The organism is Oceanospirillum beijerinckii DSM 7166, assembly GCF_000422425.1.
GTDB lineage: Bacteria > Pseudomonadota > Gammaproteobacteria > Pseudomonadales > Halomonadaceae > Oceanospirillum > Oceanospirillum beijerinckii.
This window is the reverse complement of sequence record NZ_AULT01000008.1, coordinates 123,758-140,121: the sequence shown is the minus strand read 5'-3', so window position 1 is coordinate 140,121 and position 16,364 is coordinate 123,758. Positions and strand designations below refer to the sequence as shown.

Annotated in this window: 14 protein-coding genes; 5 read left to right on the top strand and 9 right to left on the bottom strand. The window is 49.9% G+C overall.

The window, feature by feature from the left end; translation table 11 throughout:
* Positions 1 to 223 precede the first annotated feature (223 nt).
* The 3 genes from H579_RS0103075 (at position 224) to H579_RS0103065 (ending at position 2,427) form a co-directional block, all read left to right on the top strand.
* Entirely contained in the window at positions 224 to 664 is a 441-nt protein-coding gene (locus H579_RS0103075) for a ferritin family protein (RefSeq protein WP_028299459.1), read from the top strand.
* Positions 665 to 712: 48 nt separating this feature from the next.
* Entirely contained in the window at positions 713 to 1,060 is a 348-nt protein-coding gene (locus H579_RS24015; protein WP_051227259.1) for a hypothetical protein, read from the top strand.
* Between the two features lie 134 nt (positions 1,061 to 1,194).
* Positions 1,195 to 2,427, top strand: coding sequence for an EAL and HDOD domain-containing protein (locus tag H579_RS0103065; RefSeq protein ID WP_028299458.1), 1,233 nt, complete (start codon positions 1,195 to 1,197; stop codon positions 2,425 to 2,427).
* Positions 2,428 to 2,525: 98 nt separating this feature from the next.
* Here the strand turns inward: H579_RS0103065 and H579_RS0103060 are convergent, their stop codons facing one another.
* From H579_RS0103060 to H579_RS0103020, 9 genes are all read right to left on the bottom strand, one after another.
* On the bottom strand, positions 2,526 to 4,481 hold the full coding sequence (locus H579_RS0103060; protein ID WP_157834545.1) for a methyl-accepting chemotaxis protein: 1,956 nt from the start codon (positions 4,479 to 4,481) through the stop codon (positions 2,526 to 2,528).
* Positions 4,482 to 4,681: 200 nt separating this feature from the next.
* Positions 4,682 to 5,002, bottom strand: coding sequence for a Rieske (2Fe-2S) protein (locus H579_RS0103055; protein WP_028299456.1), 321 nt, complete (start codon positions 5,000 to 5,002; stop codon positions 4,682 to 4,684).
* Between the two features lie 301 nt (positions 5,003 to 5,303).
* Positions 5,304 to 5,849 carry a putative Fe-S cluster assembly protein SufT gene (sufT, locus tag H579_RS0103050; RefSeq protein ID WP_028299455.1) on the bottom strand — a complete coding sequence of 182 codons (546 nt, stop codon included), beginning with the start codon at positions 5,847 to 5,849 and terminating at the stop codon, positions 5,304 to 5,306.
* 11 nt (positions 5,850 to 5,860) lie between these two features.
* On the bottom strand, positions 5,861 to 7,120 hold the full coding sequence (locus H579_RS0103045; RefSeq protein WP_028299454.1) for a cysteine desulfurase: 1,260 nt from the start codon (positions 7,118 to 7,120) through the stop codon (positions 5,861 to 5,863).
* A complete protein-coding gene (gene sufD, locus H579_RS0103040) occupies positions 7,120 to 8,424 on the bottom strand; it encodes a Fe-S cluster assembly protein SufD (RefSeq protein WP_028299453.1) in 1,305 nt (434 codons plus the stop codon). The genes H579_RS0103045 and sufD overlap by 1 nt, the downstream gene beginning before the upstream one ends.
* Positions 8,421 to 9,173 (bottom strand): Fe-S cluster assembly ATPase SufC, encoded by a 753-nt coding sequence (gene sufC, locus H579_RS0103035; protein ID WP_028299452.1) that lies wholly within the window; start codon positions 9,171 to 9,173, stop codon positions 8,421 to 8,423. The genes sufD and sufC overlap by 4 nt, the downstream gene beginning before the upstream one ends.
* 254 nt (positions 9,174 to 9,427) lie before the next feature.
* Positions 9,428 to 10,870 (bottom strand): Fe-S cluster assembly protein SufB, encoded by a 1,443-nt coding sequence (gene sufB, locus H579_RS0103030; protein WP_028299451.1) that lies wholly within the window; start codon positions 10,868 to 10,870, stop codon positions 9,428 to 9,430.
* Positions 10,871 to 10,978: 108 nt separating this feature from the next.
* Positions 10,979 to 11,479 (bottom strand): SUF system Fe-S cluster assembly regulator, encoded by a 501-nt coding sequence (locus H579_RS24010; protein ID WP_084623868.1) that lies wholly within the window; start codon positions 11,477 to 11,479, stop codon positions 10,979 to 10,981.
* 300 nt (positions 11,480 to 11,779) lie between these two features.
* Positions 11,780 to 13,852 carry a methyl-accepting chemotaxis protein gene (locus H579_RS0103020; protein WP_028299450.1) on the bottom strand — a complete coding sequence of 691 codons (2,073 nt, stop codon included), beginning with the start codon at positions 13,850 to 13,852 and terminating at the stop codon, positions 11,780 to 11,782.
* Between the two features lie 272 nt (positions 13,853 to 14,124).
* Between H579_RS0103020 and H579_RS0103015 the strand changes: the two genes are divergently transcribed.
* Together H579_RS0103015 and H579_RS0103010 are read left to right on the top strand one after the other, a co-directional pair.
* Entirely contained in the window at positions 14,125 to 14,370 is a 246-nt protein-coding gene (locus tag H579_RS0103015) for a hypothetical protein (RefSeq protein WP_028299449.1), read from the top strand.
* Positions 14,371 to 14,429: 59 nt separating this feature from the next.
* Positions 14,430 to 16,343 carry an alpha/beta fold hydrolase gene (locus H579_RS0103010; protein WP_157834544.1) on the top strand — a complete coding sequence of 638 codons (1,914 nt, stop codon included), beginning with the start codon at positions 14,430 to 14,432 and terminating at the stop codon, positions 16,341 to 16,343.
* Positions 16,344 to 16,364 lie beyond the last annotated feature (21 nt).

The following is a 16,364-nucleotide window of genomic DNA, read 5'->3' as shown; positions in this document are numbered from 1 at the left end:
AGCTCGAAATTTAACGACCTGACATCATATGTTCGGCTTTAAGGCCAGATAGCATAGAGGTGTAAGATGACAGGTAGATGATCATTAGCAATCAATTAGATTTCACCTCTGCTACTGAAAAAGCAAAAGTTGTACCAAAAAATCAACATTTAAATCAGGCATAGCCGACACGTATTTTTCAGGCCATAATGTGGTCACAAAGCTGCACTTCAGAGGAACCGATATGCTGCTAAATGAAGCTCAAGCTGCTTTATCTGATTTAATTGAAGCACTACATGAATCACTGGATGACTATCAGGATAATTTGCAGCGCCTGCACCATTCTGAGATCGCACAGGAATTTAATGGTGCAATGAACCATAGAAGCCAGCTGGTTGAACAGCTGGAACAGGATGCCCGCCACCAGCTGAATCTTCGTCCTCGGGCCGCCGATACTGAGCGGGAAGACTTTCACCATATCTGGAGTAAGATTAAAAGCCTGGTAATGGATGAACAGCATATTCTGTTGCAGGAACGAGCCGAACAGGAACGTCAGTTATTGGCTTTTACAGCCCGCTGTCAAAGTTATGACTATCCTGAAAGTATCAGCCAGCAACTGGATCAGCTGCATGACCACCTGACCGATCAGCTCAAGCAGATTAAACAGTTCCAGAAAAGCACTTAATTCTGAGGCAAGCCCCGCTTGCCTCAGCGTAATCGCGGGGGAAGCGCCATGACACTCTTCGCCATCAGCATTCTGATCACGATCTTCCTATTTACGCTACTCAACAGTCTGCGTTTTAAGTCGGCGTTAAAGACCTTGCTGTTTCGTATTCGTCAGCAGGACCCGGGTTGGTATGAACGCATTGATGGCGACCACTTCTTTTCCGGTCCGGCCAATGATAGTAAACAGCTCAGCCTGTTTAACTATATCGCCCTGAATCGTTTCGAAAACCACCCCGATCCCATTATTGTGCAGAAGTGCCGTCGATTACAGACACTATTTAAGCGCTGTATGCGCTGCCTGGCTCTACTCTTTTCCTATATCTGCTTACTGCTGATCTATGTGGGTAGCCACTGACTGATAACCCACGATAAACAGAAAATTGTGCTGGCAAGTTAAATGTGTTTTTTGGAGACATTTTACAACCGCCAAAACAGCGTGATGTGATAGAGTAAACGGCCACGCAATCTTTTTAGATATGAGAGAGTTATATGGATGTAAAAGACCAGTTCTGTATCGCCCGCCAGGCTATCTGTGATCAATACTTACAGGTCCGGGCATATGAACTGCTGTATCGAGCCTCTCACCAAGCCGATCATGCGGAAATTATGGATCCACATGAAGCCACCGCACGGGTTACTGCTCTGGCGCTGCTGGATTATGGCGTGGATAAGATTGCACCTAATCAGCAAATTTATATTAATCTGAGCAGCCACTGGATTAAACATAGTGAGTTGCTGCCAGTCACCCGCATTAAAGACCGAGTTGTACTGCAGGTACCATCCAACATACAGATTGACGACCACCTGATCGCATCATTACGCAAAATTCGGCAAAAGGGCTTTCAGATAGCACTGGATGATTACTGTGCTGCCGATCCCAGACACTGCCTGCTAGCGGATGTGGATATCGTTATCGTAGAAGTTAAAGACCAGTCGTTACAGGTTCTGGAACAGATACTGGAAGAACTGAGCCAATACCCCGTAAAAACTATTGCGGTAAAGATTGAAAACTGGACCCAATTTAATCAGCTTAAAGTTCTGGGTTTTGATTTATACCAGGGATACTTCCTATCTCGCCCGGAAACCCTGGAGCAGACCAAGCATAGTAATAACCGTCTGGTAATGACGCGCCTGCTCACTATGCTGCTGGATGATAGAAGCAGTATTGATCAGATTGAAAACCTGATTACCCAGGAGCCCTCTCTGTCTTACCGACTGATCAAGTTTATTAACTCACCGGTTTACAGATTGCCTAACCGTATCGACAGCCTGCATCAGGCCATTGTTTATATGGGCATGGAAACCCTGCGTACCCTGGTCTCAATTCTGGTCTGGTCCCGTAACAGTCATAAAGCCTATGCCGTTTTACCTCTGCTGCTAACCCGCGCCAAAGCCTGTGAGCTGATCGCCAAGCAGCAAGGCTTTGCTCCAGCGGATCGCTACTTTACCCTCGGCTTTTTATCCCTGCTGGATGTGGCTCTGGATCAACCGCTGGATAGTCTGATCGCAGAGATGTCTCTCTCTACAGAAATGGAACAGGCTCTACTGGAAGACAAAGGCCCTGCCGCCAGCCTACTAAACCTGATTCGCCTATGGGAACGCGCCGATTGGGAACTGCTGCAAAACCACCCGATGTATGATTCCCAAACGACACCTCAGTTGATGCTACAGGCATTGGAGTGGGCCAATAATACCGAGCAGGCTGTTAGGGATAGCGAGTAGCCTCAAAAATTTGCAATAACTGATAAAGTGTTTGCCATAATCCTGAAGCTCTCAGCTAACCGACTGTTAGTATTAAGTCATATTAGGATAAAGCCAGGCTAAATCTTAAAGCGCCCAACCAGACTGTGCATATTTTGTGATAGCTGATGTAACTTTTGAGAGCGCTCCAAACGCTGATCCGCATCATCAGCCATCTGAGCTGCAATCTGATTGATCATTGCCGTATTGTCTGTGATGCCTGCCGTCACTGAGCTTTGCTCCTCCGTTGCCGTAGCTATCTGAGCGGCCATATCGCGGATATGATTGACCGATTCTGTGATCTGGCCCAGGCTTTCATCGGCCTGAACAGCCTGCTCCACCGTGCTATCCGCCATATCCCGGCTTTTCTGCATAATGCCGACCGCTTGCTGCGTAGTACTTTGCAACTCGGTAATCATCTGTTGGATCTCTTCTGTGGACAGTGAGGTTTTGTGTGACAGGTTGCGCACCTCATCGGCCACGACCGCAAAACCACGGCCATGTTCACCCGCTCTCGCAGCCTCAATCGCTGCATTCAACGCCAACAGATTCGTCTGTTCAGCAATACCCTGAATGGTCGTCAGAATGGAGTTAATCTGCTGCGTACGTTCACTTAAGACATCAATCACACCTGCGGCTTCACCGACTTCATCCGCCAGTTGATTAATCACATCACAGGTCTGTTTCACCACCAGCTGCCCTTGACGGCTGGCTTCCACGCATTCGCTGGATGCGCTGGCCGTTTGCTCAGCATTTCTGGCGATCTCTTCTGTAGCAGATGACATCTCCTCCACCGATGTCGCGACCAGAGTGATCTGATCTCTCTGCTGGGCGACTTCTTCATGGGATTCTCTCGCTCGCTTAGCGGTTAGGGCCGATGTACTGTTTAATTGTTCGCTCAGTTTGACAACTTCACTGATAATGTTATGCAGCTTACCAACAAAATCGTTGAAGGCCGAAGACAACTGCCCCACCTCATCATTGGATTGCACCGTGAGCCGTGCGGTTAAATCGCCCTGACCTGCGGATAACTGCTGTAACGCATCCGATACCCGATCAAGCGGACGAGTCATAATACGTGCAAAGAAAGAACCCAAAATCACAAATGCCGCCGTCAGAATCGCAGCCACGACAAAAGTAATCCAGGCCTGCTGATTGGCTGATTGATAAACTTCACTTTCAGGCACCAAGGCCACAAACCGCCAGCCCAGTGCCTCGGAGTGGAACGTCTTACCCAGATAGGCTTCACCATCACGCTCGGTCTTAAATAACCCCTTCTGCTCCTGCCCTAAGGTCTTAAATACCGGTGCATCAACCTCTGAGATCTTTTTAAAATTGTTATCGGGTTTTAATGAGTCCACCAGAATATTGCCATTGTCTTCGATCAATAGCAGATGGCCCCGTTCACCCAACTTAATATTTCTTACGGTTTCTGTGAGCTGTTTGACGGAGACATCCATCGACTGAACACCAATGATCTTCCCCTGCTTATTCTTAATTGTTTTCGCGACGGCCACCAATACCGCATCATCTCCGGCCCAATAATAGGTGATATGAATAATTTTACCGGGAGAAGCCATCGCCTGTTGATACCAGGGCCTTACTCTGGGGTCATAAGGCTCTTTATAAGCGCTGCCCGGCCACTCAATCATAGAACCATCGGTGCGACCGCTATAGACGTAGGACAAACCGGGATAACTTTCTGCGAAGCGGGTGTAAAGCTGATAAACCTCCTTGGTCTGCCCAGTCACTTTATCCCAACCGGCAAAATTGGCATCACCGTTTAAAAAAACCGGAGCGTCGGGAATCAAGTTTTTGACCGAAGGATCTGCAGCGAGAAAATTAATACCAGAATTCAGGTTGTTAAAGAAAAGAGTAAAGGTGCGGTCAATCTGAGTGATCTCACGCTGACTCACCTCCTCAAAATGCTGTAGCGCACTGCTGCGCGCCTCCATCACAAAGAAGGTGGTAATAATCAGGGTTGGCATGACAATAGCCACTGCCAGAATAAGAGCCAGCTTGGTTTTAATTTTCATAGAGGCCTCATCAAACTGCACTGAACCTATCCATATTGGAAAACTTCAGACCAGATCCCTCAGGCCTCACCATCGGCTATCAGTGACTATATATGCCGTGTTTAAGTGAGTTTAGACGGGCTATTCACATTCTGCATAACACTCTGACGAGGTTAAAAATAGATTTCATCCGCTTTTAGTGCCAGGCGCTGAGCGGAGGATTAATCCTCCGGCTCATCGGCCACTTCAACAACACCATCCACAATACGTACCGGATACACATCCACATCTTCATACGCTGGCGGCGCAGTGACTTCACCACTACGCAGACAGAAACGAGCACCATGACGGGGGCAGACAATCTCGCCATCTTCAATACAGCCTCCTTCCAACGAGCCGTTATCGTGAGTGCACAGGTTTTCGATTGCGTGGAACTCACCGTCAACGTTAGCCACTAATAGCTCAACATCATCCTCGGTGGTTACCAGTTGGTATTCGCCATCAGCAATCGCTGCTGCGGCATCAACTTTAATCCAGGCCATATTTCTCTCAGCTAATCTGTTGTTATCAATATTTTAAATTCTGTTATGTATGCCCGCTACGTTATACCAAACAGGATAAGTTGTTGCAGGTCGGAAAATCCGCAAGTCGTTTTCCGACAATAATCAGATACCGAAGTAAATGTCGGATAGCGCTTCGCTTATCCAACCTACTCTGACATCAAGAAACTTATCGATACGGGCATTAGCATCGAAACATACAAAAATAGCTTCCAGACCTGGGAAAGGTATGGAAGCTATTTAAAATTGCGCTAATTCAAGATCTGAAACCACCATTCAGCAATCAGAACATACCGGTTTCCAGCTTGGCATCTTCCGACATCATATCCCGACTCCACGGTGGATCGAAGACGATTTCGGTCAGAACCTTGGATACCTGTGGCGCTCCCAGAATCTTACGACGGGCATCTTCGGCAATCACATCGCCCATACCACAACCCGGCGCGGTCAGGGTCATCTTGATGATGACCACGGTTTCACCGGTCAGGAGTTTGTCGATACGACAACCGTAGACCAGACCCAGATCTACGATATTGACCGGAATTTCCGGGTCATAACAGGTACGCAGCTGCTCCCAGACATACTCTTCCAGCTCTTTCGCTGAAGCAGTTTCTGGCAGACTGGGGCGTGCTTTCGCTTCACCGCCAATGGCATCCAGATTATAGCTTTCGATCAGATACAAACGACTTTCAAAACCGACACTGACACTGCCGCCTTTCGCCTGCATCACAATCACCTCACCGCCTTCCGGCAGGGTGACGGTTTTACCGAACGGGATGGAGATCGCTTCCACATCCCGTTGCAGAATGATTCTATCGTCTTTTTTCATTCACCGGCCCCTTACAGCAGCATATCCCGCGCGCGGTTCATGGCCGCTATAAAGATATCGATCTCTTCTTTGGTGTTGTATAAACCAAAAGAAGCTCGGGCCGTGGCATTGACACCAAAGTGATGCAGCACAGGCATGGCACAGTGGTGACCGGTACGAATGGCGACACCCAGCTGGTCGATCAGTACACCCAGATCCTGAGCGTGAACACCGTCCATAACAAACGAGATCACCCCGGCTTTTTGCTCGGCATTACCGATAATGCGCATACCCGGAATCTCATTCATCTGCTCGGTCGCGTACTTGAGCAGAATATCTTCCCAAGCGGCGATCTTATCCAGACCTGCATTGGTCAACCAGTCACAGGCTACGCCCAGACCGATGCCTTCGGCAATGGCCGGTGTACCCGCTTCAAACTTATGGGGCAGATCCGCAAAGGTGGTTTCTTCAAAGCTAACATGATCAATCATGTCGCCACCGCCCTGCCAGGGTGGCAGTTTTTCCAGCATGGCTTCTTTGCCATACAGGATACCGACACCGGTCGGGCCGTACATTTTATGACCGGAAAAGGCGTAGAAATCACAATCCAGATCCTGCACATCCACTTTTGTGTGCGGCACGGCTTGCGCACCATCCAGCAGCACAGGAATCTCATGCAAGTGTGCCAGCTGAGTGATCTGCTTCACCGGGTTAATGGTACCCAGGGCATTAGAGATATGGGTTACGGAGATCAGTTTGGTTTTATCACTGATCATGGCGTTCAGTGCCGCCATATCCAGCTCACCATCCTCATCCACCGGGATCACTTTCAGGATGATACCCAGCTGGTCACGCAGCAGTTGCCAGGGCACGATATTGGCGTGGTGCTCCATCATGGAGACAATCACTTCATCGCCTTCTGACAGCTGACGACCAAAGGTGTTGGCTACTAAGTTGATCGCTTCCGTGGTACCACGCACAAAGATCACTTCTTTGCTGGAGCGGGCGTTAATAAACTGACGCACCTTCTCGCGGGCCTGTTCGTAAGCATCCGTCGCTTCACCGGACAGATAGTGCACGCCCCGGTGAATATTGGAGTTCAGCTCACGATAGTACTGGTTCATGCTTTCGATCACGGCTTCCGGCTTTTGTACCGTTGCACCATTATCAAAATAAACCAGAGGCTTGCCGTGTACCGTACGGTTCAGCAGTGGGAATTGCTCACGCAGGGCAAGCATCTCCTGCGCCAGTTGTGCTTCACTGTAACCGTGTTTGGGAGCGATCGCGTTCATTACACCAGCCCTTTCAGGTTGAACTTTTCAGGTAAACGGCCAGCAACGGCTTCTTCGATCTGGTCGTGTACTTCCGGGATCTCAATTCGATCAATCACTTCGTTGGCAAAGGCCAGCGTCAACAGACCGCGCGCCATGGCTTCATCAATACCACGGGAACGCAGAGCAAACAGAGCGCTTTCATCCAGCTGACCTGTGGTGCTACCGTGGGAACACTTCACATCATCGGCGTAGATTTCCAGCTCAGGCTTGGTATCGATCTCAGCTTTATCCGACAGCAACAGATTCGCGTTGGATTGATGAGCCTCGATCTTCTGCGCGTTTCTATGCACCACAGCACGACCATTAAAGACGCCACGGGAGCGATCGTTCAGAATGCCCTTGTAGTCTTCGTTACTGTTGGTGTGCGGCGCGTTATGATTCACCAGAGTATGGTTATCCAGATGCTGACGGCCATTACCCAGATACAGACCATCCAGATACACCTCAGCGCCTTCCGCATTCAACTCCACCTGAATATCCTGACGGGCCAGCTTGCCGCCCAGACAGATATTGTGTGAGGTGAAACGGCTGTCACGCTGCTGCTGCACATGCAGACTCGCCACGTGATACTGCTTGGCGCTTTCCTGCTGCAGTTTGTAGTGGGTGATCCGGGCGCCATCGGCCAGATCCACTTCGGTCACCACATTGCTGAAACTGGCGGCTTCTTCTGCACCAGAGTAATGCTCAATTACCGTCGCCTGTGCGTGTACACCGGCTTTGATCAGGATGCGGGGCTGAATCAGTACCGCATTCTCCTGAGCCGTCGACACAAACTGCAGGTAAACCGGCTGTTCCAGTACCGCATTGTTGGCCAGATCGATCAGCACACCATCCTGCCAGCTGGCCAGATTCAGAGCAGTAAAGCCACTGAAGTTGGCCGCAGCCACCTGGCCCAGTACGGTTTTCGCTGCATTGGCGTTGTCTGCCAGCGGCAGTACGTTTACGCCTTTGGGCAGGTCGCCCAGATCAGACAGTTCAGGACTGAACAGACCATCAACAAACACCAAACGTAAACCCTGTACACCCAGTGACTTTTCTGCGACCAGTTCAGCGGCATCAACCTTTTTCGGCAGGCTGAAATCACGTTTAGCCAGTGCTTTAACGTCGGTGTATTTCCAGTTTTCCAGACGGGCGTGAGGCAGACCCTGCGTCGCAAACTGCTCAACCGCACCCTGGCGCAGATCCGTTAACCAACCCGGACCCTCGCTGACCTGCGGCATTACCGCAGACAGCCACTGATCAGTGTATTCACTCAGGCTCATTGAGCAGCCTCCTCGATTACCCAGTCATAACCACGTTTTTCCAGTTCCAGTGCCAGAGACTTATCACCGGATTTGATGATCTTACCGTCGGAAAGTACGTGGATATGGTCTGGTACGATGTAGTCCAAGAGACGCTGATAGTGAGTCACCATCACAATGGAACGACCCGCATCACGCAGACTGTTTACGCCTTCGGACACAACTTTCAGCGCGTCGATATCCAGACCCGAGTCGATCTCATCCAGCAGCGCCAGTTTAGGCTCCAGGGTCAGCATCTGCAGAATCTCATTACGCTTTTTCTCACCACCGGAGAAACCTTCGTTCACTGAACGGTGCAGGAAGCTGTTGTCCATCTTCATAAACTGCAGCTTTTCGCGCACCAGCTTCATAAACTCAGGGGCCTCGATCTCAGGCAGACCCAGGTGCTTACGCTTAGCATTCAGTGCTGCTTTCAGCAGGTAAACGTTTTTCACGCCTGGGATCTCAACCGGATACTGAAAACCTAACAGCATACCGGCACGGGCGCGCTCTTCAATTTCCATCTCCAGAACATTTTCACCTTCAAAAGTGATGCTGCCGGCGGTTACTTCGTAACCATCACGACCTGCAATCACCGCTGACAGCGTCGATTTACCAGCACCGTTCGGGCCCATAATGGCGTGAACTTCACCGGGATTAATGGTCAGGTTCAGGCCTTTCAGAATCTCTTTATCTTCAACGCTAACACGCAGGTCTTTAACTTCTAACATGGTTTAACCTTTTATCTCGGATGGTGCGGCACTATGGGCTTGCGCACCTATCATCAAATCTGAATTCGTTACCTAGCGTTTACAACAGGCTCTATTGCCTAGTGTCATAAACATCAAACTGCCGGGCCGATGTCTGTTTTGCTGTATCAACGAAGCCATGGATGGCGAAGTTCCGGAGCGTTCGAAACAGGAGGTTTCGCGCACCGGATACAGCAAATCAGCACAGCGGCGGTCTCACTAAAACAGGATGAGAGTTAGCCTACCGCACCTTCCAGACTAACGTTCAGCAGGGCTTCAGCCTCTACTGCGAACTCCATCGGCAGTTCTTTAAATACGTCTTTACAGAAGCCGTTTACGATCATGTTCACTGCATCTTCTTCGGAGATACCACGCTGACGGCAGTAGAACAGTTGATCTTCACCAATCTTAGAGGTGGTCGCTTCGTGCTCAACCTGTGCCGTGCTGTTGGCAATTTCCTGATATGGGAAGGTGTGCGCACCACACTGATCACCGATTAATAGGGAATCACACTGAGTAAAGTTACGGGCACCTTTTGCACCCGGCAGTACTTTAACCAGACCACGGTAGGACTGATCAGAACGACCGGCAGAGATACCTTTAGAGATAATCGTCGAACGAGTGCCCTCACCCACATGGATCATCTTGGTGCCGGTATCGGCCTGCTGCATATTGTTCGTCACTGCTACAGAGTAGAATTCACCAACGGAGTTTTTACCCTTCAGTACACAGCTTGGGTATTTCCAGGTCACGGCAGAACCGGTCTCAACCTGAGTCCAACTGATCTTGGAGTTGTCACCACGACACTCGCCACGCTTGGTCACAAAGTTATAGATGCCACCTTTACCCTCTTCATCACCGGGGTACCAGTTCTGAACGGTGGAGTATTTGATATCGGCATTTTCCAGTGCCACCAGCTCTACTACCGCAGCATGCAGCTGGTTTTCATCACGCATTGGCGCGGTACAACCCTCCAGGTAAGACACCTGAGCACCTTCCTCACAAACGATTAGGGTACGTTCGAACTGACCGGTGTTTTCCGCGTTGATACGGAAGTAAGTGGATAGCTCCATCGGGCATTTCACGCCCTTAGGCACGTACACAAAAGAGCCATCGGAGAACACCGCGCAGTTCAGCGCCGCGTAGAAGTTATCGGTTACCGGAACCACGGAACCCAGGTACTTTTTGACCAGTTCCGGATGTTCACGGATCGCTTCAGAGATGGAGCAGAAGATCACCCCGGCTTCACCCAGCTTCTCTTTAAACGTCGTCGTGACCGATACGGAGTCAAACACCATATCCATCGCCACACCGGCCAACGCCGCACGTTCATGCAGAGGAATACCCAGCTTTTCGTAGGTTTCCAGCAGCTTAGGGTCTACTTCATCCAGACTCTTAGGCTTATCTTCAGAGGATTTAGGCGCTGCATAATAGGAGATGGCCTGGAAATCAACTTCAGGGAAATTGACGTGTGCCCACTCTGGGTGCTCCATCTGTTTCCACTGTTCAAACGCCGCTAAGCGCCAGTCCAGCATCCACTGAGGTTCGTCTTTTTTAGCCGAAATAAAACGAATCACGTCTTCATTCAGGCCGGGTGGAACCATTTCCGTTTCAATATCAGTTACGAAACCCTGCTTGTACTCACGACGTACCAGCTGTTCCATCTCTTGACTTGCCATTTCATTCTCCCCATCCGGTAGCCAGGCTACCCGGTTATGGTCTGCTTACTAATCTAATCCGATCGTTTCAGGTAACGCCTGTTTTTCTTCAGTTTTTCGTCTTCAGCTTTAATCTGAAGAGAGCGCTACCAGAGGTATTTCCATCTGTTTCCTTTCCACCGCAGGATTGTCTGCGGGAGGGCCGGAAAACCAGTTCAGTTGTAGCGGTTCTTTTTGCGCCAACTGCACCAGAGTAATACTGCTTAACATCTGCCGGATCACTAAACTGACACGCTGCCAGTTATCCGACACGCCACAGGTTGCCTGCAGATCGCACAAGGTATCTTCCTGACTGCATTCGGTCATACCGAAAGGGCCTTCAATGGCATCGATAATATCGCTGGCGGTAATCTGTTGCGGTGCCCGAGCTAGACCATATCCGCCCTGTGCGCCACGATGAGAGATTAACAATCCACTCTTTTGCAGCATTTTCAGGGTCTTACTGACCGTTGGCTTGGGTATCTGCACCTGATCGGCAATATCTGAGGCGGTAAACAGCTGATCAGGTGTTCTGGCTATATGGGCCATGACGACAGCCGCATAATCGGTCAGTTTACTCAGTTTCAGCATTGTTCAACCTGCGTTCGTTATAGAAGACCATTTTAGTCCCATTTAACTTCGAACAAAACCCTTATACCTGACTTTTTTACTTAGTTTTTACAGATTTTGGCACAATACCGACATGTTTGATGCGGTTACTCGCCTGTTTAAAGGAGTTAATTGCAAATCATTCTCAGGTACAGTTTTAAAGCCATAGGTTTGCTAGGTCTTTTTTGTGCAATTGCAAAACTAAAAAGCCGATATTTTCAGTGCCATAACACTGAAAATATCGGCTAGATTTTTGCGTTCTTTGAGTTAGCTCACCAGAACCTACACCACAAAACGGCAAGTCTTGCGATTAAGCTCTGCGGCCAGATCAGTCAGATTCACGCTCTCCTGATTACTCACCTGAGCGCCATCCAACAGCTCGGTCGCCACCTGATTGATATTGTTTACCGAATGCACCAGATGATCAGACGCTTGTTGTTGCTCATCCACCGCAACAAACACCTGCTGACAGCGGTCATCCATCTGTTGAATTTGCCCCACCACCTGATCCAGTGCTGTGCGGGTCTGCTCCGCTTTTACGACGACTTCCTGAGTTTGCTCACCGCTGTGCTGATTTGCGGCAACGATCTGCTCAATACTCTTTAATAGCTGCTCAATCACCAGATCGATATCACCGGTGGCTGATTGCGTTTTCTGTGCCAGACCACGCACCTCATCGGCTACTACCGCAAAACCCCGGCCTTGTTCACCAGCGCGGGCTGCTTCGATGGCCGCATTTAATGCCAACAGATTGGTTTGTTCGGCAATCGCACGAATGATATCCAAAATCTGATGGATCTCTTCGCCGTGTTTGGACAATTGTTCAGATTCATCACAGGCACTTTGAATACCCGCCGCCATATGAGTCAGTTGCATGCCCACCAAGGACATCACCTGCTGCGCCTCAACCACCTGTTCACTGGCTAAACCTGCGCTATCGGTTAGCTGCTTCATGCTGTCTGCAATCTGATGAGAAGATTGAGATAACTGCTCAATAGAGGCTGATATCTGACTGATCTCCTGCTGCTGCACTGCAAGTTGTGTATTCATCTGTTCCGATAACGAAGCACCTTGCTGCGCGGAGTTTTGCACCCGCACACCCGATCGTTGCACACTACCAACCAGTGTCTGTAACTGCCCGACAAACTGATTGAAGTACCCGGCCACCTGACCGACCTCATCCTTACTTTCGATGGACAAACGTTGCGTCAGATTACCGCCACCCTGAGCGACCTCCTGCAACATCACCAGCATCTGATTCAAAGGCAACAGGCGACGGTGAATCACCCAGGCCGCGATTAACAAGGTGATCAGGGCCAACGCTGGCCCTAAAATTAACTGACTCAAACTAGACTCCTGCTGAATCTCTGCCAGACTGGTTTGCAACTGCGCCAGATTACTGAGCACTAATACCTTGGGAACCTGAATATCCAACTGCCAGGCATTATCCAAACCCTCCAGCTGAATCGGCACCTGAACCTGCAATATCTCACTATCTGCCGTCAGTGCTGCCACTTTAAGCCCGACTTGCCCGGTCTGATGGCTATCGCCCAAAACAACGTTGTTACGGCTGACAATACGTACCCGTGCCTGGCCGTTATAAAGGCTTTGGCTGATCGCTTGCGCCTGTTGTTGAATAAAGCTTAACGACAGATCAACCCCCACCATGCCCAGGAACAGCTCCTTGTGCATCACCGGCGTCACAATAGAAGACAGCAGCTGCGCTTTACCCTGCACCTGATAGGTTTGTGGTTCTAATAAACAGCTCTGCATCTGCTCTTTGGGACACAGGTAGAATTCTGCCTTCCGGGTACCATCCGCAAAATGCTCACGACTCATATGAGCACTCATGGGAACCATCTCCATATGCCCCTTTTCGCTGCGACTCCAGAAAGGCACAAAGCGGCCATCCTCCGCAGATCCCGTCAAACGGTTCAGCAGATTGTCCTCATCCAAACCATCAAAGGCATCCGCTTCCCAACCGGAGTAAACCGCCAGAAAGTTAGGATGGCTGTGCAATGCACCCCGCAGGATTCCGATAAACTGCTCCCGCTCCAGTTGCAGAACCGGATCTTCCCAAGCCAATTCAGGTTTGATTTGCGCTGCAATAGCAGCCAACTCCCGACTGGCCTGATACGCTTCGTTTAAAATTTTATGAATTTTACCGGCTTCCATGCCCGCCCTTTGCTGAAGGCTCTCCCGAACTTCCTGAGTAATCAGATCCCCGGCCTGTTCCGCTACTAACTGACGGGACTGATCACTGTAATGCAAGCCAATCATCAGCTGAATCGCCAACACCAACAGCATCAGAAAACCGATCCAGAGAATCAGCTGGGTTTTAATTGAACGCCCCACGATAAAATCCTCATTGGTATATACCAGCAATTATTGGCGATCGTCGTTGCATTAATATTTCAGCAAAGCATCAATACTCCGCTATTGTGTGACAAAACGTAACGGGAAAAGCTAGAGATAGAGAGAAAGCATGCAGATACCACTGAACCGGCAGTCACTCACCGGACATACCACAGTAAAGGATTTCGATTAATATCGTATTAGCCGATGCTGTTATGGTATGACTTAGGATAAAATAGCCCTGCAGTAAATTCAGTCAGGAGAGAAGTGTTATGCCTTTATGGTTGCAACTGGTAATTATCTTTATCGTATCGATCAGTGGAATTGTCTTTCACCTGTTTCTGATGAAGAAAATTCGTGTCTGGGCCATTAATGATCAGATCAACGCCCTGTCCGGCGACGATGGCGACAAGAAGCAGCATCTGGAACAGATATACCAGCAGCTATTAACAGATAAGGTGCCCCATAAACAGCACCACGACAAACTGGAAGCCGCTGCGAAATCCTTCAAGCGCTAAACCAGGCTCATCTAACTATCAAACCTTCTCTTTCAGTCGAAGAAGGCAAGGAGCAGACCATGTTCACGCCCTTTAACGCGTTGCCCTCGCAGCACATGTCAGGGTATCCCCTGATGTCAGGCTTCCCCCGCTTTAGCGCCGATTTTCTGGAAACCGCGTTAGGTGTGAGCAGCGCTGACAACCCATCGCACCTGAAAGAGACCCACCACTGGCTCAGTAATCTTAACGGCCATTTCTTAAAACAGATGGTGGCCTTATCTCAATTTCAGGGCCAGTTGTTTCGCCCTTTTGGTGTACCGGAAAACCTTTTCAACGCCTGGATGCAGCCGTTGATCAAGCTCTCGGAACAAGCCGTAGAACAGGGACAGAATCCAGATCTGGTCGCTCAGGACAATCAGGGTATTGAGGCCAGCTATGCCCGACGCTTAAAAGATCTTGTCACCCGCCTGACCCAACCGCCACCCTCGGTAGCTTTAGCAGCCTATGGCACGACAAAGATAGATGCTGCAACCCTCGAAACCGCTCAACCGGCTTCGGAACTCCAGCTTAACCCCGCCACCTGTCGCTGGGCTTGCGAACAGTTCGCAGGGCAGCTGTGGCTACTGAACCAATTACAGGGTTTCCAACGGCTGGAGTGGCAATATCACAGCACAGGGCAAACCCGCTTAGCCGCGATGAAGAACCTACTGCGTTCACTACTACAGGTGATCAGTCAGGAGGTCTTTAGCGCCTCTGAACGTCAGCCTTATCGTAAGGCTAAACCCGATGGCCAATGGCGGGAAAGTGATCAGCAATATCTGCAGGACTGCGCAACCCGCTTGCTCACATTGGCTCAGCAGGATGCTTTTGATGTACGCCGCTATGCGCTCAACTCGCCTCATGCAACACTGGGAGCCAGCCCATGGCAGACCGTGCCTGGTTCAGAGCTTTATTCCGTCAGGCTACGCCACTATCCGAGACCAGAAGGCATCGCCGCGAATGGTAAAACCCTTTATCTTGCCAGTCCTATGATCAACCGCTGTGAGATCTTTGATCTGGCACCGGGAAAATCGGTGATCGAAGGTATGCTGCAACAGGGTTATGACCTCTATCTGGTGGACTATGGCAACCCTGGTCCAGACCAGAGCGAGTTAGGCCTGGAGTTTTACGGTAAGCAGGTCCATGACACCTATCTGGACCTGATTTTACAGCGTCATCCAGAACAGGATATCAATGTGATGGCCTACTGTATGGGCGGCACGCTGTTTATACCTTATCTGGCCCGCCGTATTGAAGAAGCCCGGTTAACTGGCAAAGATGTCCGTATCCGTCAGGTCGTTTTAATGACCACACCGGTACTGTTTGATGATGACAACAGCGGCCATAAACCGATGCGGGATGTGATACGTCAGCAATACGACGCCAACATTATGCAAACCTTTTTTAGTCACTCTAATGTACCGCCCCAAACCCTGGAACTGGGTATGCATGAGATTCAACCCGGTGTCAGTCAGACGGTTGCTGAAGGCTTTTATGGTCGTGCCCACTATCCAGGTGCCGTTCAGGATGCAGCCCCCTTTTTACACTGGCTGCATAACGGCACACGCTTCCCGGCCCGCGCCCATCAGGAATGGATTCAACGAATCTTCTTGGACAATGAGATCTGGGAAGGTCATTACTGCTTACCATCCCCATGCCCGGAACTCGATGGGCAACCCGTCAATATGGACGTATTGAATCATGCTGACCTGGCCCTGTTTGACTATCGCGGACAACGTGACCCTATCGCTCCTGTGGGATCCTGTAAAACCAGCGAACGCTGGGGACGTAAAGCCGATAACCAACAGATGAACCGGGGGGGATTGAACCGGACAATTGAGAAAAATATCGGCCATATTTTTGTGGTTAGCCAAACGCTGCTGGCTGAATTCCTTGAAGCCGTGAATGACTTTTTGCAGGATGAGCCACCAGCATATCAAAACACGCCTGAATAACAGCCTTCCCTGTCAGCCTAA